The organism is Pseudoalteromonas sp. P1-8, from assembly GCF_001399985.1.
Lineage (GTDB): Bacteria > Pseudomonadota > Gammaproteobacteria > Enterobacterales > Alteromonadaceae > Pseudoalteromonas.
The window spans coordinates 87,784-109,094 of record NZ_LJSO01000004.1; the positions used below are offsets into that span (position 1 = coordinate 87,784).

The 21,311-nt window shown below is 41.6% G+C and carries 20 protein-coding genes; 9 read left to right on the top strand and 11 right to left on the bottom strand.

Going from position 1 to position 21,311, the window contains the following annotated elements:
* Positions 1-26: 26 nt before the first annotated feature.
* The 7 genes from csrA to AN213_RS07340 all read right to left on the bottom strand — a co-directional run bounded on the left by csrA (position 27) and on the right by AN213_RS07340 (position 7,429).
* Positions 27-218: a carbon storage regulator CsrA gene (gene csrA / locus AN213_RS07310; protein WP_036970495.1), complete on the bottom strand. Its 192-nt coding sequence runs from the start codon at positions 216-218 to the stop codon at positions 27-29.
* 93 nt (positions 219-311) lie between these two features.
* The gene (locus AN213_RS07315) at positions 312-1,529 is read right to left on the bottom strand and encodes an aspartate kinase (protein WP_054551281.1); all 1,218 of its coding nucleotides are present in this window, start codon (positions 1,527-1,529) and stop codon (positions 312-314) included.
* A gap of 6 nt (positions 1,530-1,535) precedes the next feature.
* Positions 1,536-4,136 (bottom strand): alanine--tRNA ligase, encoded by a 2,601-nt coding sequence (gene alaS / locus AN213_RS07320; RefSeq protein WP_055022020.1) that lies wholly within the window; start codon positions 4,134-4,136, stop codon positions 1,536-1,538.
* A 17-nt stretch (positions 4,137-4,153) separates the two neighbouring features.
* On the bottom strand, positions 4,154-4,606 hold the full coding sequence (locus AN213_RS07325) for a regulatory protein RecX (RefSeq protein WP_054551279.1): 453 nt from the start codon (positions 4,604-4,606) through the stop codon (positions 4,154-4,156).
* Positions 4,606-5,400 carry a BPSS1780 family membrane protein gene (locus AN213_RS07330; RefSeq protein ID WP_054560784.1) on the bottom strand — a complete coding sequence of 265 codons (795 nt, stop codon included), beginning with the start codon at positions 5,398-5,400 and terminating at the stop codon, positions 4,606-4,608. Before AN213_RS07330 ends, AN213_RS07325 begins: the two co-directional genes overlap by 1 nt.
* 78 nt (positions 5,401-5,478) lie before the next feature.
* Complete coding sequence (gene ribA, locus AN213_RS07335; RefSeq protein WP_054551277.1) at positions 5,479-6,105, bottom strand: GTP cyclohydrolase II; 627 nt, start codon at positions 6,103-6,105, stop codon at positions 5,479-5,481.
* Between the two features lie 394 nt (positions 6,106-6,499).
* Positions 6,500-7,429, bottom strand: coding sequence for a LysR family transcriptional regulator (locus AN213_RS07340; protein ID WP_055022021.1), 930 nt, complete (start codon positions 7,427-7,429; stop codon positions 6,500-6,502).
* Positions 7,430-7,526: 97 nt separating this feature from the next.
* Between AN213_RS07340 and AN213_RS07345 the strand changes: the two genes are divergently transcribed.
* The 4 genes from AN213_RS07345 (at position 7,527) to AN213_RS07360 (ending at position 11,139) form a co-directional block, all read left to right on the top strand.
* Positions 7,527-7,982: a nuclear transport factor 2 family protein gene (locus AN213_RS07345; protein WP_055022022.1), complete on the top strand. Its 456-nt coding sequence runs from the start codon at positions 7,527-7,529 to the stop codon at positions 7,980-7,982.
* Position 7,983: 1 nt separating this feature from the next.
* A complete protein-coding gene (locus tag AN213_RS07350; RefSeq protein ID WP_095209721.1) occupies positions 7,984-8,946 on the top strand; it encodes a TIGR03571 family LLM class oxidoreductase in 963 nt (320 codons plus the stop codon).
* Positions 8,943-9,875 carry a nuclear transport factor 2 family protein gene (locus tag AN213_RS07355; protein WP_055198144.1) on the top strand — a complete coding sequence of 311 codons (933 nt, stop codon included), beginning with the start codon at positions 8,943-8,945 and terminating at the stop codon, positions 9,873-9,875. The genes AN213_RS07350 and AN213_RS07355 overlap by 4 nt, the downstream gene beginning before the upstream one ends.
* Before the next feature lie 190 nt (positions 9,876-10,065).
* A complete protein-coding gene (locus AN213_RS07360; protein ID WP_055022025.1) occupies positions 10,066-11,139 on the top strand; it encodes an energy transducer TonB in 1,074 nt (357 codons plus the stop codon).
* Positions 11,140-11,185: 46 nt separating this feature from the next.
* On the opposite strand, the gene AN213_RS07365 is transcribed toward AN213_RS07360, so the two are convergent.
* Together AN213_RS07365 and AN213_RS07370 are read right to left on the bottom strand one after the other, a co-directional pair.
* Positions 11,186-11,635: a low molecular weight protein-tyrosine-phosphatase gene (locus AN213_RS07365; protein WP_055022026.1), complete on the bottom strand. Its 450-nt coding sequence runs from the start codon at positions 11,633-11,635 to the stop codon at positions 11,186-11,188.
* A 9-nt stretch (positions 11,636-11,644) separates the two neighbouring features.
* A complete protein-coding gene (locus AN213_RS07370) occupies positions 11,645-12,151 on the bottom strand; it encodes a DUF3087 domain-containing protein (protein WP_055022027.1) in 507 nt (168 codons plus the stop codon).
* Positions 12,152-12,257: 106 nt separating this feature from the next.
* Here AN213_RS07370 and AN213_RS07375 point away from each other — a divergent pair, with 106 nt between their 5' ends.
* From AN213_RS07375 to AN213_RS07390, 4 genes are all read left to right on the top strand, one after another.
* The gene (locus tag AN213_RS07375) at positions 12,258-12,905 is read left to right on the top strand and encodes an energy transducer TonB (protein WP_055022028.1); all 648 of its coding nucleotides are present in this window, start codon (positions 12,258-12,260) and stop codon (positions 12,903-12,905) included.
* A gap of 6 nt (positions 12,906-12,911) precedes the next feature.
* Positions 12,912-13,463: an RNA polymerase sigma factor gene (locus AN213_RS07380; RefSeq protein ID WP_054560793.1), complete on the top strand. Its 552-nt coding sequence runs from the start codon at positions 12,912-12,914 to the stop codon at positions 13,461-13,463.
* The gene (locus tag AN213_RS07385) at positions 13,453-14,052 is read left to right on the top strand and encodes a hypothetical protein (protein ID WP_055022029.1); all 600 of its coding nucleotides are present in this window, start codon (positions 13,453-13,455) and stop codon (positions 14,050-14,052) included. Before AN213_RS07380 ends, AN213_RS07385 begins: the two co-directional genes overlap by 11 nt.
* Positions 14,053-14,601: 549 nt before the next feature.
* A complete protein-coding gene (locus AN213_RS07390) occupies positions 14,602-15,738 on the top strand; it encodes a PQQ-dependent sugar dehydrogenase (RefSeq protein ID WP_055022030.1) in 1,137 nt (378 codons plus the stop codon).
* A gap of 371 nt (positions 15,739-16,109) precedes the next feature.
* On the opposite strand, the gene AN213_RS07395 is transcribed toward AN213_RS07390, so the two are convergent.
* Both AN213_RS07395 and pbp4b read right to left on the bottom strand, forming a co-directional pair.
* Positions 16,110-17,486, bottom strand: coding sequence for a Na+/H+ antiporter NhaC family protein (locus AN213_RS07395; RefSeq protein ID WP_054560796.1), 1,377 nt, complete (start codon positions 17,484-17,486; stop codon positions 16,110-16,112).
* A gap of 94 nt (positions 17,487-17,580) precedes the next feature.
* Positions 17,581-20,028 (bottom strand): penicillin binding protein PBP4B, encoded by a 2,448-nt coding sequence (gene pbp4b, locus AN213_RS07400; RefSeq protein WP_082423009.1) that lies wholly within the window; start codon positions 20,026-20,028, stop codon positions 17,581-17,583.
* Positions 20,029-20,365: 337 nt separating this feature from the next.
* Here pbp4b and AN213_RS07405 point away from each other — a divergent pair, with 337 nt between their 5' ends.
* A complete protein-coding gene (locus tag AN213_RS07405; protein WP_054560797.1) occupies positions 20,366-21,211 on the top strand; it encodes a MurR/RpiR family transcriptional regulator in 846 nt (281 codons plus the stop codon).
* The last annotated feature ends 100 nt before the right edge of the window (positions 21,212-21,311 follow it).

Sequence of the window (21,311 nt, forward strand, 5' to 3'; positions counted from 1 at the left end):
TGGCTCTTAAAAATATCTGTCGCTGATTAAACGTTGCCCGGATTTGGGTTAGATTTCTCTGCTTGGATTCGCATGTAGATTTCTTCACGATGTACTGATACATCTTTAGGTGCATTTACACCAATGCGAACTTGATTTCCTTTAACACCAAGAACAGTAACTGTTACTTCGTCACCGATCATAAGGGTTTCACCTACTCTACGAGTTAGTATTAGCATTCTCTTGCTCCCATGTTCCAAAAAATTAAAAGATTCCGCGTCAAAAACATTCTAATGAAATATAGACTTAAAAGTAAGTAAAAACTCTAGATCTTATTCATTTTCAGTTAAAAAAACTTTGTGCAGCGCACGTACAGCCAGTTCTAAATACTTTTCGTCAATTAAAACTGATATCTTAATTTCTGATGTCGATACAAGCATCACTTTGATGTTTTCATCGGCAAGGGCATTAAAAAACAAACTTGCCACACCAGAGTGAGATTTCATCCCTACACCTACTGCAGACACCTTGGCAACATTGCTGATCCCTTTAATAGATTCTGCGCTGATACCATCTTGGTTACTGGTCAAAATTTCAAGCGCTTGCTCAAAATCATTCGTGTGCACAGTAAAAGCATAGTCTATTTTTTCAAAGTTATGATTAACTTGATTAATCATATCTATTTCGATGCCGAATTCTGCAAAAAGTTTCAAAATTTTTGCAAGGTTTTCCGTTCCTTGGTGCACACCATTAACGTAAATCAAACTTTCGTCACGATTAAAGGCGATACCCGACACAATGTTTGCTTGCACATCCGGCTCCTCAAAACTGATCAAGGTCCCTTGATCCGGGTTAAAACTCGATAACACTCTGAGCGGTATATTATATTTTCCTGCAGCTTCGACACTACGAATATGCAGCACCTTAGCCCCAAGACTGGCCATTTCGAGCATTTCTTCGAAAGTGACATGGCTCATACGTCGCGCATTTGGTTCAATGCGCGGGTCGGTGGTGTATACCCCATCAACATCGGTGTAAATTTGACATTCGTCGGCATTGATAGCGCCTGCAATCTCAACCGCAGAGGTATCAGTACCACCGCGACCAAGCGTAGTGATATTGCCTTCGATATCACGGCCCTGAAAGCCCGCTATAATGGCAATACGGTTATGCTCAAGTTCATGCTTAAGACGAGTCGCAGCAATCTCTTCAATACGCGCTTTACCAAACATGTTATCGGTGCGAATGTTGACCTGATCAGCAAGTAAGCTTACCGCTGAGTGACCACGTTTAATGATAGCCATTGCTAACAGAGAGACTGACACTTGCTCACCGGTAGTTAGCAATACATCAAGCTCACGAGCACTGGGTCGAGAATCGATTTGTTTAGCGAGTTCAATTAGACGGTTAGTTTCTCCCGACATCGCCGAGAGCACCACCACAACTTGATGGCCTTGTTGCTTGGTTTTTACAACAAGGTCGGCGACGGCCTCAATTCGCTCTATTGAGCCAACTGAGGTGCCACCGAATTTTTGGACGATAAGTGCCACTAGTAGTTAAGAACGCTCAGATAACCAACCAGTTACACTTTCTAAGGCTGCAGCTAGGTTCTCTGGCTTAGTACCACCTGCTTGCGCCATATCAGGACGACCACCGCCCTTACCGCCGACTTGTGCAGCCATGTGATTTACAAGCTCACCGGCTTTCACTTTACCTGTTAGGTCTTTAGTTACACCTGCAATTAGGCTTACTTTGTCGCCATTAGCTACGCCAAGGGCAATAACACCTGAACCAATCTTCGTTTTCAGGTCATCAACCATGCCACGAAGTGCTTTAGACTCAGTACCTGCAACATCAGCAACCAGTAGTTTAATACCGTTCACTTCAACAACAGAGTCAAGTAACGATGCACCAGCCGCACTTGCTAGCTTGTCGTTAAGCTGTGCAATTTGCTTCTCTAGGCCTTTTGATTTCTCAAGTAACGCAGTTACTTTTTCAAGTACTGTGCTGCTATCACCTTTAACTAGTGCTGCAACATCGTTTAGTTGTTGCTCTTGCTCACTTACATAAGCAACCGCTTCAGCACCCGTTACCGCTTCAATACGGCGGATACCGGCCGCGATACCGCTTTCTGATACGATTTTAAATAAACCGATATCACCTGCACGCTTAACGTGAGTACCACCACATAGCTCGATTGAGTAGTCACCAATGGTTACTACGCGAACTTCGTCGTCGTATTTTTCACCGAATAATGCCATTGCACCTTTTGCTTTAGCATCTTCGATAGCCATTAGCTCAGTTTCAAGAGCAAAGTTACGACGGATTTCATCGTTCACTGCGCGCTCGATTTGGCGTAATTCGTCTTTTGTTACCGCTTCAAAGTGAGAGAAGTCAAAACGTAAACGCTCAGGGTCAACAAGTGAACCTTTTTGATTTACGTGCTCACCTAAAATTTGACGTAACGTTTCATGTAAAATGTGTGTTGCAGTGTGGTTTTTCTTGATGCTATCACGACGTGCTGCATCAATTGTTGCCTCTGCTTTATCGTTTGTGCCAATACGGCCTTGTACACGACCATGGTGTGCAAATGCATTACCAAGCTTCGTGGTGTTAGTCACTACAAACTCACCGCCAGCAACTTTTAACACACCTGTGTCACCAACCTGACCACCTGATTCAGCATAAAATGGTGTGCGGTCTAAGATTGCGATACCTTCTTGACCATCTTCAAGTACAGAAACCGATTGACCTTCTAAGAAAAGCTCAACCACAGTACCTGTGTAATGTTCTGCATCGTAACCTTTAAAGTCTGTGTGTTTTTCAGACTTAAGTTGTTGGTTGTAATCAGCACCAAACTTACCAGCTTGCTGTGCTTGCTTACGCTGAACAGCCATACACTCTTGGAAGCCGTGCTCATCAATCGTCATAAAACGCTCACGCGCCACGTCTGCCGTTAAGTCTGCAGGGAAACCGTAAGTATCGTAAAGTTTGAATACTAAGTCACCTGGGATCACATCACCTTCGATGTCATTTAGGCTTTCTTCTAAAATAGCCAGACCACGCTCAAGTGTTTTACCAAATTGCTCTTCTTCAATACGCAGTACTTTTTCAATAATTTCTTGTTGCTTAGCAAGCTCTGGGTACGCTTGACCCATTTGCTCAATTAGTGCAGCAACTAGCTTGTAGAAGAATGCACCTTTCGCGCCTAGCTTGTTACCATGACGAACGGCACGACGAATAATACGACGTAGTACATAACCACGGCCTTCGTTTGATGGCATAACGCCGTCAGATACTAAGAACGCACACGAACGAATGTGGTCTGCCACAACGCGTAACGATTTATCATCTAAATCTTGTGCGTTTGTTACTTTAGCCGCAGCAGCAATAAGAGCTTGGAATAAATCGATTTCGTAGTTTGAGTGCACGCCTTGTAAAATTGCAGAGATACGCTCAAGACCCATACCTGTATCAACAGACTGCTTAGGAAGCGGCTCCATTGTACCGTCGGCATGGCGGTTATACTGCATAAATACTAGGTTCCAGATCTCGATGAAACGGTCACCGTCTTCTTCAGGTGAACCTGGAGGACCACCCCAAATTTCTTCACCGTGATCGTAAAAGATTTCAGAACATGGACCACAAGGACCTGTATCACCCATTGACCAGAAGTTATCGCTGGTTGCAATGCGAATAATACGGTCTTCACTTAGACCCACTTCTTTATGCCAAATGTTGAAGGCTTCTTCATCATCGTGGTAAATGGTAACAAGTAGCTTTTCTTGAGGCAGTTTTACAACATCAGTTAAAAACTCCCAAGCAAACTTGATTGCGTCTTGCTTGAAGTAATCGCCAAAGCTGAAGTTACCTAACATTTCGAAGAATGTATGGTGACGTGCAGTGTAACCTACGTTTTCAAGGTCGTTATGTTTACCACCGGCACGCACACAACGTTGTGAGCTGGTTGCACGTGAATAAGGGCGGCTTTCCGCACCTAAAAATACATCTTTAAATTGCACCATACCGGCGTTATTGAATAATAACGTGGCATCGTTACCCGGGATCAGCGAGCTTGAAGGAACAATTTGGTGTTGTTTAGAGGCAAAAAAGTCTAAGAACTGTTGCCTGATCTGTGCGGTAGTCATATGCTGCATGTGAAAATCTCACCCGTTTATTGCTGTGCTTGCATTGCAAAATCAATTTGTTCGTAATTAAAGCCTCGATACATCAAGTAGCGTACACGTTTCGCTCTTTCTTTCTGGTCGAGTTCTTTACCTGAATTTGAAAACTTCTTTAAATATGCGTCCTTTGCGAGTTCGAACCAATCGACTTCGAACTCCTCGAGCGTCTTATCTAATAGTGCTCGGTCTATCCCTTTTGCCATTGCTTCGCTCTGAATGCGTTTTACACCATGATACTTAGCTAAATGGCGGCGTACAAACCCTTCGCAATAGCGCTGTTCGTTAATAAAGTTGTGTGATTCACACCAATCTAACAAGCGCTCTGTGAACTCGGGCGTCGCCTCTTTTTGCTGTAACTTTCGCGTTAAATCCCGACGCGAATAATCTTGTCGAGACAATAACCAAAGTACGTAATTTTTTAACTTTTGTTCTTTATCATCCATTACGCGTCAAAGCGTCCTGATTGTGAGGGCGCTTCAGGTGCTTTTGTTTGGTCATCACCTTTTGGTACAACTGGCATAAAAATGGCCTGAAAAGACACGAAGAAGCTAATGTAACAAATTGGCATTAAAACCAATAGTGGAATAAACGATAAAGGAATACAGATCACCATTAAAACGGCGCAAATTAGGCCATAAACACTCAATGGTGCCATATTATGGTAAAACACCATGAATGAGGTTTTTAAAACCTGAAACATATTGCTTTGTTTTTGAAAATAAACCAAAGGCACTGCATAGGCAAAAGCGGTTAAATACACACAGATCGCCACTAAGAATACCGCAACTTGTCCCATTGAAATGGTTGCCAATAAATCTGCAATATGTGATTGGTTTTGTGGATCAAAAGTCTGACTCGAAATAACTGCGTAGGCATCTGCAAAAATGAAATTAGACAGTAAGGCCAATAAAATACCTGCCGCCATCTGATACACAGCCACACGCACTAAACCTATACGGTTCCCCTTATTACTAAAGGGTTTAAAAATATCAGCTTGGCTGACAGTCCCGCCTTGCTGCTTTGTTAACACAGCTTGATAAAAACCCGCCATCAAAAATGGCGTCACAAACGCACCAACAACTTGCAGTAAAGGTAGTAGCAATGCCAAAAAGCTAATTATCACGATTAGCAGATGCATTAAAATAAAAGTCAAAGGTTGCAGCTTAAAGATTTCCCATCCAGCTTTAAACCATTTAACGCCCGCATCAGCTTTAAAAATACGTACTTCGATCGACATAGTTTCTCATTCAATAACGACAAAACGCACCGAGTATAACTGGGTGCGCTACTTGTTTATAGTCACCTGTAGTGAAATTTACTCAGGCTTTTTAATTTTTTTAATATCAAGCATGTGCGAACCATGTTTGATTTTCGTTTCGAGGTAAGCTCGGTTACCTACCACACCCGCCTTAATGTGCGCATGAGTGCCAACCACTGAATCAACTTCAATCCCTGCATCACGCAGTGCTTTAAGCTTATTTGGGTTATTAGTCATTAGCTTAACGTGCTTTTGATTGAGTGCTTCAAGCATTAATACCGCGTCTGAAAAGTCACGTAAATCATCAGCAAAGCCCAAGTGGTTATTCGCTTCGTACGTATTCATACCTTGCGACTGTAATACGTAAGCATCAATTTTATTGTATAAACCAATGCCACGGCCCTCTTGGCGTAAATACAGTAAAATACCGCCTTGTTGGTGCATCATCTCGATACACTCATTTAATTGCTCACCACAATCACAACGTGATGAATGGAATACATCGCCCGTTAAACACTCTGAATGCATACGAATTAAAGGGACATCTTGCTCTGTGTCAGCTTGATTAAACACTAAAGCAACATGTTCTTGGCCATCATTTAAGCCACTGAAAGATACGATTTCTGCAGGGATATCACTGTTTTTGCCAACATTCAGCTGGACTCTTGCTCTTACTTGCGCCACGACAAATCCAAATTAAAAAATAAATGCGATACTGCAAATGTGATTACAACAGCTTGAAGGTTGTAAGGATGCAACATACGACGAGTGATAACTAATATTGAGGCAGTTACCAGCAATTCAAGTATTATACACTCAAACCACCCCAAGATACGAGCTTTGCGCCTCGCTTTAGTGGCGCTAAAAAAACACCTTAAAAGCTCTACTTTTTAGAGTTAGGCCTTTGAAATAAAATAAATTAATAAATAAACCTTTGTAGATATTCGAAAAAATAGATTAGTTTAATCTCAATAAACCGCTAAGCCTTTATCAACCACCTATCAAAATAATAAAAATAACAGTGTTATGATGAGTGTCAGCGCTGATTAATAACGCACTAAAAGCGCTAGATAAACAATTATGAAGAATAACCAAAAAGTGATGCTTGAAGCTTAAACTGCTCTGCTAACTCATCAATTATAACCCTTTGACTAAGCTTTAAATATCTTGAGCGTGGCCAAACAACATTAATTGGCATAACCGCACCTGAAAAGGTATCTAAAACACTAGTTAGTCTATTACTATCTAGCTGCTCTTGAATAAGCCATGTAGGTAATTGTGCAACACCTAAACCATTAAGTGCGGCATCAAGCATCGCATCTCCATCACTGAGCATATATCTGGCATTGATTAGCTGGTTAAATGACTGCTTTTTACTATCTTTGAACAACCATGTTGGCTGCGAAGAGCGCTTACTGCCAATAATACAATCATGAGTGAGCAAATCCGCTGGAGTGTCTGGCACACCATGCTGGTCAAAATAATCTTGACTACCACACACTGTTAGTTTTTGATAACCCAACAATTTTGCTACCAGATCGGCATCATCTTCTAATGTGCCGATACGTACCACCAAATCAACATTTTCATTTATTAAATTTATACGACTTTCACTAAAGTGAACCGCAAGCTCTAGTTTAGGATACTTATTTGCTAGTTTAGAAAGTATTGGCATTACATACTTACGGCCGAATGCCGCAGGTAAGTGAAGCTTTACTTGCCCTGAAACATTATGGCTACCGGCAGTGACAGCTTGCTCTAGGCTATCTATTTCAGCCAGTATTTTTACCCAGCCTTCAAAATAATGCTGCCCTTCTGGGGTTGCCATAATTTTACGAGTTGTTCGATGCAGTAGCTTTGTACCTAACTTACTTTCAAGCCTAGTAACAGTTTTGCCAACAGCGGAGCCTGTTAAACCTAACCGATTACCAGCTGCTGTGAATGTACCCATGCGTAGTGTTTCAACAAACTCTCGAATACCAAAGAAAGGGCTATCTTCTGGTTTCATTATGGAATCTCAGGACAGAATAAATGGAATATTAGCTAGGTTATCATTTAAAAAGAAGATAATAAAATAGTGTTCACTTATTCAGCAATAGAGAAACATGATGAGCGAACGCAAACTTCTCGATTTACTCGAAAAAGAAGAGATCCGAACTCTTCGCTTAAACTACAGCCAACTTTTAGACTCTGGCCAAATTCATAAAATGGAAGAAGTATTTACTAGCAACGCACGAGTCGAAGTAACAGTGGGGGAAATGAATGGAATTGAACAGATAAAGCAAGGATTAAAAAATGCTTATGATGAATTCGATACCCACAATAGAAAGCACTTCCCTTTTGTTCATGCCGTAATGAACCATCAAATAGTACTAACAGATAAAACGACAGCACAGGGTGAGTGCTATCTAATTGACTTTGTTACAAGTAGGGAGCAAAGCGAATCTCCGCTTTTATTAGTGGGCCGATACTTAGATCGCTATGAAAAAATCGACGGTCAATGGCGCATTAGCCACTCTAAACTTGATGTTGTCTGGCCAGCGAATTCGGGAGTTCAGTAACATGAATAATCTACCAACTAGCTTTACAAATGTATTTGCCGACAACAAATTAACGCTGGGATTGCTCACTCCCCTTGAAGCTTACCCTAGCAGCCCTTTCCCTACCCTCAATGCTGATATAGCAACGGCTAAGCAGGCTGAACAAGCAGGTATTGCCAGTATTTGGTTTAGGGATGTGCCTTTTTATGATCCTAATTTTGGTGATGCTGCACAGATGCTTGATCCATTCACTTACGCAGGTTTCATTGCTGCGCATACAAATACAATTACTTTAGGCACCGCAGGGGCTGTTTTACCATTACGCGATCCTATCATGGTTGCCAAACAAGCAGCTTCAGTAGATCATCTAAGTAATGGTCGTTTTGTGTTAGGAGTTTCAACCGGAGATAGGCCAGTTGAATACCCGGCTTTTGGTGTCGATTTTAACGCGCGTGCTGAGCGCTACAGAGAGTCAGTTGAAATTATCAAAACATTACACCAACAAAGCTTTCCTAAACACATTAGCCAATATTACGGCGAGCTTGATGGTTCACTTGACCTTTATCCAAAACCAGTAAACCAACAGATACCCGTTATGGCCGTTGGTCGTTCTAGGCAATCATTTGAGTGGTTGGCTAATAATGTTAATGCTTGGATTTGGGCTGTTGATAATGAACAAGCCATCAGTGAAATCATTAACAACCTATCAATTGCAAGCAATAGCAACACAAGCCCACATTACGGCTATGCGACATTTTTTGATTTAGATAAAAACCCAGATGCCCCGTATCAGCGTTTTTATAACGTTGTACGAATTGGTCGAAATGCCCTTATTGAGCGACTGTTAAAACACAGAGAGCTTGGCGTAAAACACATTGCACTAAACTTAAAACCTTCTCGAAGGGATGCCCAAGATGTAATTGATGAATTGGGTAGCTTTGTTATTCCCGCTCTTGAAAAAGAGCAAAGAGAGCCTGCTGTATGAGTACTCAAGAACAGCTCGAAAACTTAATATCTCAGTTTAAAGATAGCTGGTTACGCTCGGATAAGCACTCGTTAGCAAAGCTGTTTAGCTCTGATATCGTTTTCATAAGTCAGCACCATGGCTCTATAAATGGGCAAAAGCATGTATCAACAACCTTGAGTGAAGATTTCAAAAACTATGCAACGAATGCTGAATTTACAAATACGTTTACTGCACACCAAAAGGATTTTGCTGCAGCAAGCAGCTACGCTTATGTAGATATAAATCATGGGAAAAAACGTTTTTTATGTGGTTGTACATTTATTTTTCATTTCGTTTATGAAGACCAGCAATGGCTTATTAACCACATTAAATTTCAGGTTAACTGGAATAAAGGACAGCAATCCTTGCTTCCTAACTGGAACATGCTTCCTGGAGTTCAGGGGTGGCAGCTAGTTGATGGCGAACCAACAATTGTGAGTGAATTACACTCTCCATGGGCATTAATTCGTAAGTTTAAAGCTGCAGAGCCAAAGCAAGCTCTCATTGATCTCTATAACAAGTATGCATTTGCTGTTGATAATTGTGATATTAATTTACTTATTGATTGCTACAGCCAAGATATACATGGCAGCTTTCCTCCTTTAGGTGATTTATCTGGTAGAGAAAGTGTTATAGGGAATTTAAAAAACTTTAGACTGCTTGCGCCATTTTGGCAGCACTTTGCAGAGTTGGTCAAAATGGAGGTTAGCCAAGATAAAAAAGCAGCTCGATTTATCATTGCCCGAATCATTCCCGAAAACCCCGTGAATGATAGCAATCAAAAAACCTATGCAGCTCACTATCAGTTAGCAGCAAGATTAGAGTCAGATAACTGTTGGCGACTTTACGAATCGCATTACATACCGGGTTGGTTTGATGAACAGAATTTGCCTGAGTTTATAATCTAACAATAAAGCGCTCAATGTGAGCGCTTTTTCATAAGTACCTGCGACCTGTTAAGCTTAATCACTGTTTTTGCTTAAATTAAAAACAGTGATACATTTAAAAATTACTAGATACCTTGTACCTCATGATGATAATGATTATCATCAACAAGTGTTAATCCCCTCTTATCTGGGCAAAATAATAAGGAATATTATGAAAAAGAGCTCACTTGCCTTATGTGTTGCATTACTATTTAGTCAGCAAGGCATTGCCAATGAAACGACCACCCAAGAATTTAACGACACCTACCGCGCTTATGTCGCTGCTGTAGAAAATAAGCAAGACAGTAGTGAGCTTGCCAAAAAAGCGTTTGAGCTTGGCAAAGGAATTTATGGTGAAAGTGCCGACAACACCGCCAATCTTGCTATTAACTATGCAAACAGCCTTGCTAAAAGCGAACAAGAACAACGCTTTGAGTTATATCGCACAGCCTACGAAATACTTGAAAAAAACCACGGCAAGCTAAGTGTGCAAGTGTATGACTCATTAATCGGCATGGCAGAATCAACTCCCTCAGCAAAGCGCGCTGATACATATCTTGATGATGTCATTGCTATTGCTGAAAAACAAAACTCAGACAAGCTTGTTGCTGATGCAAAAATGACCGCCGCTCGTATCCTTGCTTATAAAGGCACTGGCGAGCGCTATTACACAGCGAAGGAATATCTTGAAGAAGCCGATAAGTACTACCAAGAAAACTTACCAAATAACGCTGTCGATCGTATTAGCGCTGACTTTTTAGTTGCCGCATTCGCAGAAAACCAACGTAAATACAGCACCGCCATTGAGCGATTGAATCACGTAGTTAGCGTATTTGATCAAGAGCTAGACTTTGATCATCAAACCGAATTAAACGCCCATTCGAAGTTGGTTCACTTATACGAAAAAACAGGTAAAAGCGACGAAGCAACCAAACATTGCTTAGCGATTGCGAAAATGGTGCCTTGGAAAGAAAGCCAAGAACAAGAGCCGTTGTACCGTGTGCCACCGAAATATCCAATGTCAAAAGCACAACGTATGGAAGACGGCATTGTCGTGATGGAATTTGAAGTAACCCCGTCAGGCTTTGTAGACAATATAACTGTGGTTGACTCTGAAGGTGGTACTGCATTTGAAAGAGAAGCAGTAAAAGCAATGAAAAAATGGCGTTATGCGCCTAAGTTTGAAAATGGTCAAGCCATTGCTGCAACTTCTCGGGTGCAATTAGACTTTAAAATAAAAAGATAAATAACAGGGTCGCAATGCGACCCTTTTTATAGCTTTTTATAGCTTTTTATAGCTTTTTAAGCAGGTTATCGGCTGCGTCCTCAATTAAATCGAGTACTTTTTCAAAGCCTTGATCGCCACCATAATAGGGATCTGGGATCTCACTCTCCCCTGCATCACCATGACTTAAAAACAGCGACAGCTTATATTGTAAGTGCTCTGGACACTGGGCTTGTAAATCAGCAAGATTTTGCTTGTCGGCTGCGAGAATTAAGTCAAACTCATGAAAATCAGCTTGAGTCACAGGTCGTGAATAGATGCCTTTAAAACTATAACCGCGCTTTTCGGCTGCTGCTTTTGAACGTGAATCAGGTGGATTACCTTGGTGGTAACCAATGGTGCCAGCAGAATCAACTATAACATTGACACCCAGCGCCTTGGCACGACTACGAAGTACCGCTTCTGCAGTAGGTGAACGACAAATATTGCCTAAGCAAACAATCAAAACCTTTTTCATTATTCGTCCTTAAAATTGCTTTAAGATTGACTCATCATAACGTTCTGCATCAAGCGAGAGGTTGTATTTATCTGCAACACTATCAAGCTCTGCCTGCTTAATTGCCAACTCATCCATGGTAATAGTGTTGTCATCAAGCTGCCATAACAAACGTGATCCCGCATAGCTGTATTGAATTGCTAATAAAGCATCTGCATTGCCCTCACGCCCTGCTGCTTTTAACTTTGGCATTTTACGGGTGATTTTATTCAGCGCTTTTTTAAGCTCCCACACATAGACTATTTCAGTCATGTAATCATGATTGCGGTATTTATTAAGCACAAAACCCACCAGCAAACTACACACAACAACACCTAATAGGTTCCAATGAAAATGGCTACCGCTTGGGTCAGGAAATAACGCTATTAACGTTTGTGAAATGGCTAAACTGCCAACGGCTAAAGCAATTACACAAGCAATAATTACTTGGTTTAAATGTTTACGGTAACGGGCTTTATCTATTTGAATAAGTTTCATAACAACCTAAAAAACTTGTGAAAAATAAAAAGTGAAAAAAATTTCACCCCTTTTTTATTTGCCAGCCGTTTTAGCTATGAAAGCAATTATCCAAAGAGGAACGGCTATGCATACTTTACCACTAAACTCAGCAAGCTTGAATAACAGCAATGCTGCTTTAAAGACAACCGCAGCAATTCTTGGCGGCGGTGTCATGACCTTTGCAGCATTTGCATTTATGCAGTACTTAATTTCTGCTGAGCAAAGAGCCGATGTTAAAACAGGCCCAGATATCACGGTTGAAATTTATGAAGTACCGGAAGACTCAAAAGTGCAAGTAAAGCAAACACTGCCGCCACCGCCAGTTGCTAAAATGCCACCAAAAGTACCACCGCGCCCAACCATTGATACGACCGACACTGTTGTAGTAGCTGATTTAACACCAACAATGACATTCGATAACATTGGCGACACGCTTAGCAAAAGCATTAACCAACCAACAGGAGATGCGACACCAATTGTGCGTATAAACCCTAAGTACCCTCCAGTAGCAGCTCGTGATGGCATTGAAGGTTGGGTACAAATTAGCTTTAGCATTTCACCGACTGGCGAAGTGATTGACCCTGTTATTATTGATGCCGAGCCTAAACGGGTATTTGACCGTGAAGCAATTCGTGCAATTAAACGTTGGAAATATCGCCCTAAAGTAGTTGAAGGTGTGGCACAATTACAAACAAACCAAAGCGTTCAACTTGATTTTAAAATAGATGGATAACTGCCTATGCTAATGAGCATCAAGACATGGTTATTTGACAAGCCAAACACAGATTGTTTGGCGCAGTATGCCAAAACGGGCGACAACCGTTACCTTAACCAACTCGTTGCTCAATACGGGAACGATCTTTATCACTACCTAGTTACACAAAGTGATAAGGATCTTGCCCTCGATATATGCCAACAAACCTGGTTAAAAGTTATTGATAAACGCGACTTTTACAATGATCAAAACAACCCAAAAGCGTGGCTTTTTCGGTTAGCACGTAATTTATTAATTGATGAATTTCGTAAGCAGCAAAAGTTCGTTGAATTAGAAGACAACCAACTATTTTCTGAATCTCAGGATGCAAGTTATCACTACGACTATGAAGCCTTTGATAAAGCACTCATGGGGCTTAGCTTTGTACAACGTGAAGCGCTGACCTTACAACAAGAAGGCTTTAGTCTCGAAGATATTGTTGCTATCACCCAAAGTAACCCAGAGACCATTAAAACTCGGCTGCGATATGCCCGTCAAAACCTGAAACAACAACTAGGAGGCCATCATGAAGCGTAACGACGAGCAATTCGATGCTGATTTAAAAGCACATTTTCAAAAACGTAAGGCAGAGCACAGCTTAAGCAGCGACGAGCTTTCACACATGCAAAAGCCACAGTCGGCAACGCCAAGGCCACAGCGCTTTTTAGGCCTGCAAATGACCGGAGTTTTTGCTGCTTTAGCGATTCTTGGTTTTGTCATGCTGCAATACAACAACCGTGAATTAACCCATGTTTACGCCGTGGATTTATCAGATTATCAATGGCTTGAGGTACACGAACTCGATGCCAAAGGCAGCTATGTGAGTAATCTTAAACAACAAAAACAAAACCTAGATGCGAACTACCAGCAAGCATTAACCAATCACAAAGCCCGCACCAGCTTCACCGGCCGTCTAGTCAGTGTTGATAACGACTGGTATATCGCCGACTGCGAGCAAAATGTCATAGTACAAATTAAACAATCACTCCTTGAAGAACTACAAAAACACGGCACCCTAGATACTCATATTCACCAAGGTGACCTACTCGCCCTAGACCAAAACAAGCAAGGCCAAATCATTGCACTCAAACAGCTGACTCATGAGGCGAAAAAGTGTAAAGCTTGAAAGCAGCGGTCAGCTCTCAGCCGTCAGCTATCAGATTTAAAACAAGTTAGCGAGTTACAAGGGGAAAGAGTAAAGGAGTACCGTAGGCGTGAAATTTATTTCGCGCGATGGTTCAACGAGCCATCAGCTATCAGATTTAAAACAAGTTAGCGGGCTACAAGAGTAAAGTCGCAGGTTTTTAAGTAGCAGCGGGTTTACCCCGCGTAGGCGTGAAATTTATTTCACGCGATGGTTCAACGAGACATCAGCTCTCAGCCGTCAGCTCTCAGATTTAAAACAAGTTAGCGAGTTACAAGAGTAAAGTCGCAAGTTTTTAGGTAGCAGCGGGGTTACCCCGCGTAGGCGTGAAATTTATTTCGCGCGATGGTTTCCACGAGATTTCAAACTGACGGCTGACGGCTGACGGCTGACGGCTGACGGCTGACGGCAATACTCCGCTCTTTACCTCGCTTTTCCTACCAATAATCGCACATTGATCTAATGTTAATAACAATTTAATGCTGAACCAGCTAGGCTAATAACATCGTGTTTAAATATTATGGAGTTACCATGAAAAGGTCTTTGTTTAACAGTTTAATCATTGCCTCAATTAGCTTATCAAGCTTGCAAGCGTGTGCTCAGCCGGAGCAAAAGATTCCTCTGGATGCCAGCGCTAATAACTACAAACTAGAATTAGTAAGCGAAGGTATTCAAATTCCTTGGGGTATGGCTTGGCTTAACGAGCGTGACTTACTCGTTACTGATCGACGTGGCGAGCTTAGATTGATTCGTGATGGCAAACTCGTTGAGCAAGCAGTTAAAGGCACACCTAAAGTACATGATGAAGGTCAAGGGGGTTTATTAGATATAGAGCTTGATCCGAACTTTGCCGACAATGGCTGGATTTATTTTTCGTACTCGGGCTATGAGGGCGATGGTGAGGGCTATAACACCTCGATTATGCGTGCCCGCTTTAAAGATATGGCTCTTGTCGATCAACAATTATTGTTTGATGGCGAGCCAAATATTAAAACAACAAAACACTATGGTTCGCGTATTGAGTTCGACAAACAAGGTTACTTGTACTTCTCTATTGGCGACCGTGGCAAAAGAGACGTTCACCCACAAAGTCTAGACTATGATGCGGGCAAAATTCACCGTATCAATAGCGATGGCTCTATCCCTAAATCAAACCCGTTTTATAACCATAAAACAACTCACAAAAGTATTTATTCGTATGGACACCGTAACCCACAAGGTATGGCAATGCACCCTGAGACGGGAGTTATTTGGAGCCATGAACATGGCCCTCGTGGCGGCGATGAAATCAACATAGTTAAAGCAGGTGCAAACTATGGTTGGCCTGAGATCACTTATGGGATCAACTACATTGGTACGAAAATTACCGACGAAACTAGTCGCGAAGGAATGGAACAACCTGATTGGTATTGGGTGCCTTCAATTGCCCCTTCTGGGATGGAATTTATCACCAGCGATAAATACCCACAGTGGCAAGGCCAAATTGCCGTAGGTTCGATGAAGTTTGGCCACCTTGTTTTGGTAAAACTTGATGGTGACAAAGTAACAGGCCACAGCAAAGTATTTGAAGGTGTAGGTCGCGTCCGTAGCCTAGCCACACACCCTAATGGTGACCTATATCTAGGTGTTGATGGTGTCGGTGTTTATAAGGTTGTACCGAAATCGTAGGTTGGGTAGAGCGAAGCGAAACCCAACAAGTTAGCGAGTTACAAGGGGAAAGAGTAAAGGAATACCGTAGGCGTGAAATTTATTTCCGCGATGGTTCAACGAGCCATAAGCTTTCAGCCGTCAGCTATCAGATTTAAAACAAGTTAGCGAGTTATAAGGGGAAAGAGTAAAGGAATACCTTAGACGTGAAATTTATTTCGCGCGATGGTTTCCACGAGATTCCAGACTGACGGCTGACGGCTGACGGCTGACGGCTGACGGCTGACGGCTATCAAACTTGAATATGCGAGTTATCGAAATTCAAGCAATAAAAAACCACAGACTTCTCTGTGGTTTTTTACTTATAACTTAAGACTTACAGCTTTAAGCTTTTATAAAACAATAATACTCGTTACTAGGTAAGCAATGAAGGTTAATGCGCCGCCGAATAAGGCGTATGGCATTTGGGTTTTTACGTGAGTTAATAAATCACACCCTGATGCAATAGCCGATACCGCACTAGTATCTGAGATTGGCGAGCAGTGATCGCCAAACACACCACCACCTAAAATAGCAGCAATAACCAATGAAGGTGGTAAACCTAATGCTTGAATGAGCGGTACACCAATTGGAATAAGTATTGCGAATGTGCCCCATGAGGTGCCTGTGGTAAATGAAATTACCGCACCTGTAATAAAGAGCACTGGCACAACCAAGTAAATAGGTAAGAAATCACCTACTAGGCCTGCAACAAACACACCGGTACCTAAGTCTTTTAAGCTTGCACCCAAAGTAAGTGATAGCAATACAATAGACACTAATGGCAGTAACTCCCCCATTCCTTTAAAGCCAATATCTACCAGCTTATGGTGTGTAAATTCACGCGAGCTAATCATTAAAAAGTAAGCTACAACACAGGCTAAAATAGTTGCATACAGCACTGATTTAGAACCACTACCGCTGGCAATATCGCCATCGCCAGTCCAAAACATAAAACCAACCATACTACCAATTAAGGTAATTAGAGGCACAAGCATGTAACGTGCTTTTGAACCTTTCACTTCTTCTGTTAGTTCGGTTTCTTGTTGCTCTAGGTTTTCTTCTGCTTGCTTTAATGGGCCATGTACCTTGTCAAAGGTGATGGTGTAGAACACGATAAGTAAAGTGATAATGGCGTAAAAGTTATAACCAATACTGCCCCACAACACCGAAACCGCAGACTCTTCCATTTCGTAGTTGCCAAGAAGGCCCAGTACGTATGCGCCCCATCCATTTAGCAAGATTAAGATACACACAGGTGCGCTGGTACTATCGATAATGTAAGCAAGGCGTGCTCGGCTCATTTTAAACTTATCGAATAAACCACGCGATAAAATTCCCGAGGTTAATACGCTTAAGTTCGATTCAATGAATACCGCAATACCTGAGAACATGGTTAAGTAGCCTACTTGGCGCTTACTTTTAGCCACCCCTTTGTTCATCAGTAAATTAACGGTAGCGGCTACACCGCCAGATTCACGAATATAGGCAAGTAAAGCACCTATTAAGATACTAAAAATAAGGATACGGCTATTACCAGGGGAACTGGCAACCTCAATGACTCGCTCAATAGTGTTGATAAAGGTGAAAAACAAGGTATTACCTTCACCATTCAGAGCAAGCAAAAACTCAGACGACGCAACCGCGACCAATAACGCCATGATCACTTCTTTGCGCCAAAACACAATTAAGATAGCAATCAAGGGTGGTAAAATTGAATACCAAGACATAAAAACCCTTTTAAATTAAGAACAACATTTTATTTTTATTATGCGAAAACTCGCTAAGCTTAATGGCTTTGCCACCAAACTCAACTTAATTCGACTAGTGATTTAATATACTCTCATAAATCAGTGAGATAATAGAGCCATACTTACCTGTTTCGAAACGCTTGCCGACAAACTGGTAATTTTCTTTCGAACCTTCAATCGGTGTATGACGGGCATTGGTTAATAGCACAATAGCAAGGTCATACTCAGGGTCAATAACGGTCACAGTCCCTGTCCAGCCGGTATGACCAAAAGCCCGCGGGCTAGCATAAGGGCCAAAATGCCATTTACGCGCTTGATGCCCTGCTCTACGCCATCCTAAACCATAGGTCTCATCACTTGCTTGGGAGTTAGTGAATTGCTCAAGTACTTGTGGCGTAAAAATTTGCTTGTTGTCGTAGCCGCCACCATTGAGTAACACCTGCATAAGCACGGATAAATCACCGGCAGTACTAAAAAGCCCTGCATGCCCCGCTACACCACCTAAAGCATAAAATGCTTTTTCATCATGTACTTCACCTTGCAGTACATCGGTTCGAATATTTTCAAACTCGATGCGACCACCTCGGGTGTTGCCGTTAATTTCAGTGGCGGCAATTTGCGAAGCTAAAAAACCTTTCTGTAATGGATTATAAACCGTATGTGTTAAACCAAGTGGCTGATAAATTTGGCTTTCTACATAGGTATCGAGCGCCATACCACTAATACGTTCTACCAGTACACCAAGCAACATATAATCGATATCAGAATATAGGTGTTTTACGTTACGACCAGCCACGAAAGGGACACCTGTTAACAGTAGGTTTTTAGTACGCAGGCTGTTTTGAGAAAAAAAGCGCTCACCAAATTTATTGTCTTTACGATGAAAATCAACCACCGCAGGATAACCCGCACTGTGGGTGAGTAAATCTTTTACTAAACGCTGTTCACGGCCGCTGCCTCTAAATTCTGGTAGGTAATAAAACAGTGGCTTTTCTACGTCGAGCTTCCCTTCGCTGGCAAGCTTCATCAGCGCAAAATTAGTGGCAAACATTTTTGAGTTTGAAGCTATATCAAACAAGGTATCGTTTTGCATAGCTTGTGGGCTTGCAAGTTCACTGCCATCAGCATGGTACTTTTTAGCCGCGCCATAATGGCTTAGTTTAATCAACTTGCCATCTTTAACAACGGCGAGTACCGCGCCCGGAAAGCCCTCTTTAACCTCTTGATTAATTAATTCATCAACAGCACTAAAACGCTTTTGAGTGCTGTTTTTATCAAGCGTTGGGTAAGGAAAACGTAAGGTTAAGCTTGCCCCTTCAGGCAATACACTTTCTACTTTATACGTGTTTATGCCATCGCGGGTGCGTTTAGCCAAACTGTATTGATATATTTTTTCGGCTGTTAATGGTGAGGCAATATTAATTTTTTCACCATTAATGAAAATATCAGCACTGGTTGCATCTTGGTTGTCAATGATGATCTCACCGCGACCTTTATAGGCAGTAAATGTGCCTCGGTCGTTAACAAGCGCGCGACTGCTTGGATCAAGAGCCGGAATACGCGCTATCACTTGTGCATTAGCCAGTGTTTTTGGCGCAGGCTCAACCGCTTGCTGTTGCTGCTGATACTCTTTAAATAATCGCTCTAACTTTTTAGGAAAGTATTTATCTAATAATGCAAATAGCACAGCCGCACTTCTTGCATCACTATTACCGCTTACATGCCAAGGTAAAAAGTGCATTTGAAAGGCACTTAGAGCATCTAGCGTTTGCGAATCAAGCTGACCCGTTGCAATCACCTCATAGCCGTAACTGCGTAGTGCTTTTTGCATTAATTCAACTGAAGGTTTTGATGCGCTAAATAACTGCCAATATTTATCAACGGTGTCGCTGTCGTACCATGCACCAATACCTGCTTTATACAGTTGATACCAAGGAAAACGCGGGCCTGGGTCGTTCTTACGACTTGGAGCAATATCAGAATGGCCAATCACTTGAGTTGGCCCGATATCTGGGTTACGAGCAAGAATATCTTTACTAAGTTTTATTAGTAGCTCTATTTGCTTAGCGTCGTAGTCTGGAAAAATACATAACTTACTGGCGTCATTTTCCATCGCAAGGTTTGCTTGCTCAGGAATATGGCAGGTTGGTACATTAACAATTTCAATACCAATAGAATGATCATTTAAATCTTCGCGGCCTTGCCAAAAACTGCGTCCGGCATGCCATGCTCTATCTTTTTCATCAACCAGCTGAATAATTTCTAATTCATCTTTTGGATAACTAGAATCGCCTGATTCAGGTAATAAATAATGTGAACTTAAGCCCCCTTCATCCACGAGCGCACGCATTGATTTTTCGTAATCAATGGCGGTGTAATGCATCACTAAAAACTTAACACGGTGGCTGTAATTAGCTGATTGTGTATAGGTATATGGATTACTGGCACAGCTTACTAATAATGCCGCACTACTGAGATAACACAGCTGTTTAAGTAACGTTTTCAAAGGGGTAAAACTCATAACAGATTCATACCTGATGATTTAAGCGTTGACGATTCTCAGCAATACAGTAGCAACACCCACTTAACATGTAAAATATTTTATTTCACAATTAAAGAATAAAAAGCATACATTATCGCTAAGTTACTAAAAATAGAGCTATCTCAATAATTAGTGTTGTATCTATTATGGAATAAAACTATATTATTCCATCTAAATTAAGAAAAATATTCCAAACTTAGGTCTGCTAAAACAAAAATAAGTCGTCGTGTTAAGCAAACAATGCGCCCAAGCCCTGTGTTTATAATAGAACCATCGCTTTGCGCTTTGACTAAGTTAAGCAAACAAAGTGAGCCCTATGTCTACTTTTGTAAAAATTAAAGCCTTACGCCAATCTCTATCGAGCAGCGAAGCTAAGCTTGCTGACTTTACGTTAAATTCAGCGAATGCGATTCGTAATTTATCATCGGTTGAACTAGCAAAAGTGGTTGGTGTAAGCCAATCAAGTGTGGTGAAGTTTTCGCAAAAGTTAGGTTATAAAGGCTTCCCTGCTTTTAAACTTGCGGTCATTGATGCCCTTAACGATGAAAGCAGCGAACCTAAGCTACATGGCAAGATCACTCTGAATGACTCGCTAGAGCAAATCGCCGAAAAACTATTAAGCAGTAAATTGGCGGTGTTAACCGAAACCAAAAACCTCAACGAAGCACCAGCTGTCGAAAAAGCGGTAGAGCTATTAAAATCTGCAAAGCGCATTTTAATTTGTGGTTTAGGTGGCTCAGCACTGGTTGCAAAAGATTTTTCTTATAAATTACAAAAACTCGGTATGCCTGCTATTGCAGAGCCAGATGGCCATGCACAACTTGCGTATGTTGCGACGTTTTCAAAAGGTGATTTGGTTATCGCGATAAGTGAGTCAGGTATGACTCGCGAAATTGCCGAAGTTGTTAAACAAGCTAAGAAAAATTCAAGCTCGGTGATCTCAGTGACTAAATTTGGTAGTAGCCTTGTTGCCGACTCGGCTGATGTAAAACTTTACTCGGTTGCTGAAGGCGAGTCTGTGCGTTTATCATCGATTTTAGCGCGTACGGCGCAAGATTTTGTCATTGATATTTTGTTTATTGCCTTAACGCAGTCGAGCCGCCAAGGTCGTAAGTTACTAGAACATTCTAATGAAGTTGTTGGCGAATTTAAGAATAACTAATTTCTTCAATAAGGTTATATAAATACTTTAAAGCAGCTCAGGCTGCTTTTTTTATGCCTAATTTAGGATGCAGTTTAACAATCCCCTCTCTCCTCTAAAC

Bases quoted from the DNA above. Each gene is read 5' to 3' on its own strand.
- pbp4b (WP_082423009.1), bottom strand. From the start codon at position 20,028: ATGAGTTTTACCCCTTTGAAAACGTTACTTAAACAGCTGTGTTATCTC.
- AN213_RS07380 (WP_054560793.1), top strand. From the start codon at position 12,912: ATGCTAATGAGCATCAAGACATGGTTATTTGACAAGCCAAACACAGAT.
- AN213_RS07365 (WP_055022026.1), bottom strand. From the start codon at position 11,635: ATGAAAAAGGTTTTGATTGTTTGCTTAGGCAATATTTGTCGTTCACCT.
- AN213_RS07375 (WP_055022028.1), top strand. From the start codon at position 12,258: ATGCATACTTTACCACTAAACTCAGCAAGCTTGAATAACAGCAATGCT.
- AN213_RS07325 (WP_054551279.1), bottom strand. From the start codon at position 4,606: ATGGATGATAAAGAACAAAAGTTAAAAAATTACGTACTTTGGTTATTG.
- AN213_RS07405 (WP_054560797.1), top strand. From the start codon at position 20,366: ATGTCTACTTTTGTAAAAATTAAAGCCTTACGCCAATCTCTATCGAGC.
- AN213_RS07395 (WP_054560796.1), bottom strand. From the start codon at position 17,486: ATGTCTTGGTATTCAATTTTACCACCCTTGATTGCTATCTTAATTGTG.
- AN213_RS07345 (WP_055022022.1), top strand. From the start codon at position 7,527: ATGATGAGCGAACGCAAACTTCTCGATTTACTCGAAAAAGAAGAGATC.
- AN213_RS07350 (WP_095209721.1), top strand. From the start codon at position 7,984: ATGAATAATCTACCAACTAGCTTTACAAATGTATTTGCCGACAACAAA.
- alaS (WP_055022020.1), bottom strand. From the start codon at position 4,136: ATGCAGCATATGACTACCGCACAGATCAGGCAACAGTTCTTAGACTTT.
- AN213_RS07390 (WP_055022030.1), top strand. From the start codon at position 14,602: ATGAAAAGGTCTTTGTTTAACAGTTTAATCATTGCCTCAATTAGCTTA.
- csrA (WP_036970495.1), bottom strand. From the start codon at position 218: ATGCTAATACTAACTCGTAGAGTAGGTGAAACCCTTATGATCGGTGAC.
- AN213_RS07385 (WP_055022029.1), top strand. From the start codon at position 13,453: ATGAAGCGTAACGACGAGCAATTCGATGCTGATTTAAAAGCACATTTT.
- AN213_RS07340 (WP_055022021.1), bottom strand. From the start codon at position 7,429: ATGAAACCAGAAGATAGCCCTTTCTTTGGTATTCGAGAGTTTGTTGAA.
- AN213_RS07355 (WP_055198144.1), top strand. From the start codon at position 8,943: ATGAGTACTCAAGAACAGCTCGAAAACTTAATATCTCAGTTTAAAGAT.
- AN213_RS07360 (WP_055022025.1), top strand. From the start codon at position 10,066: ATGAAAAAGAGCTCACTTGCCTTATGTGTTGCATTACTATTTAGTCAG.
- AN213_RS07330 (WP_054560784.1), bottom strand. From the start codon at position 5,400: ATGTCGATCGAAGTACGTATTTTTAAAGCTGATGCGGGCGTTAAATGG.
- AN213_RS07370 (WP_055022027.1), bottom strand. From the start codon at position 12,151: ATGAAACTTATTCAAATAGATAAAGCCCGTTACCGTAAACATTTAAAC.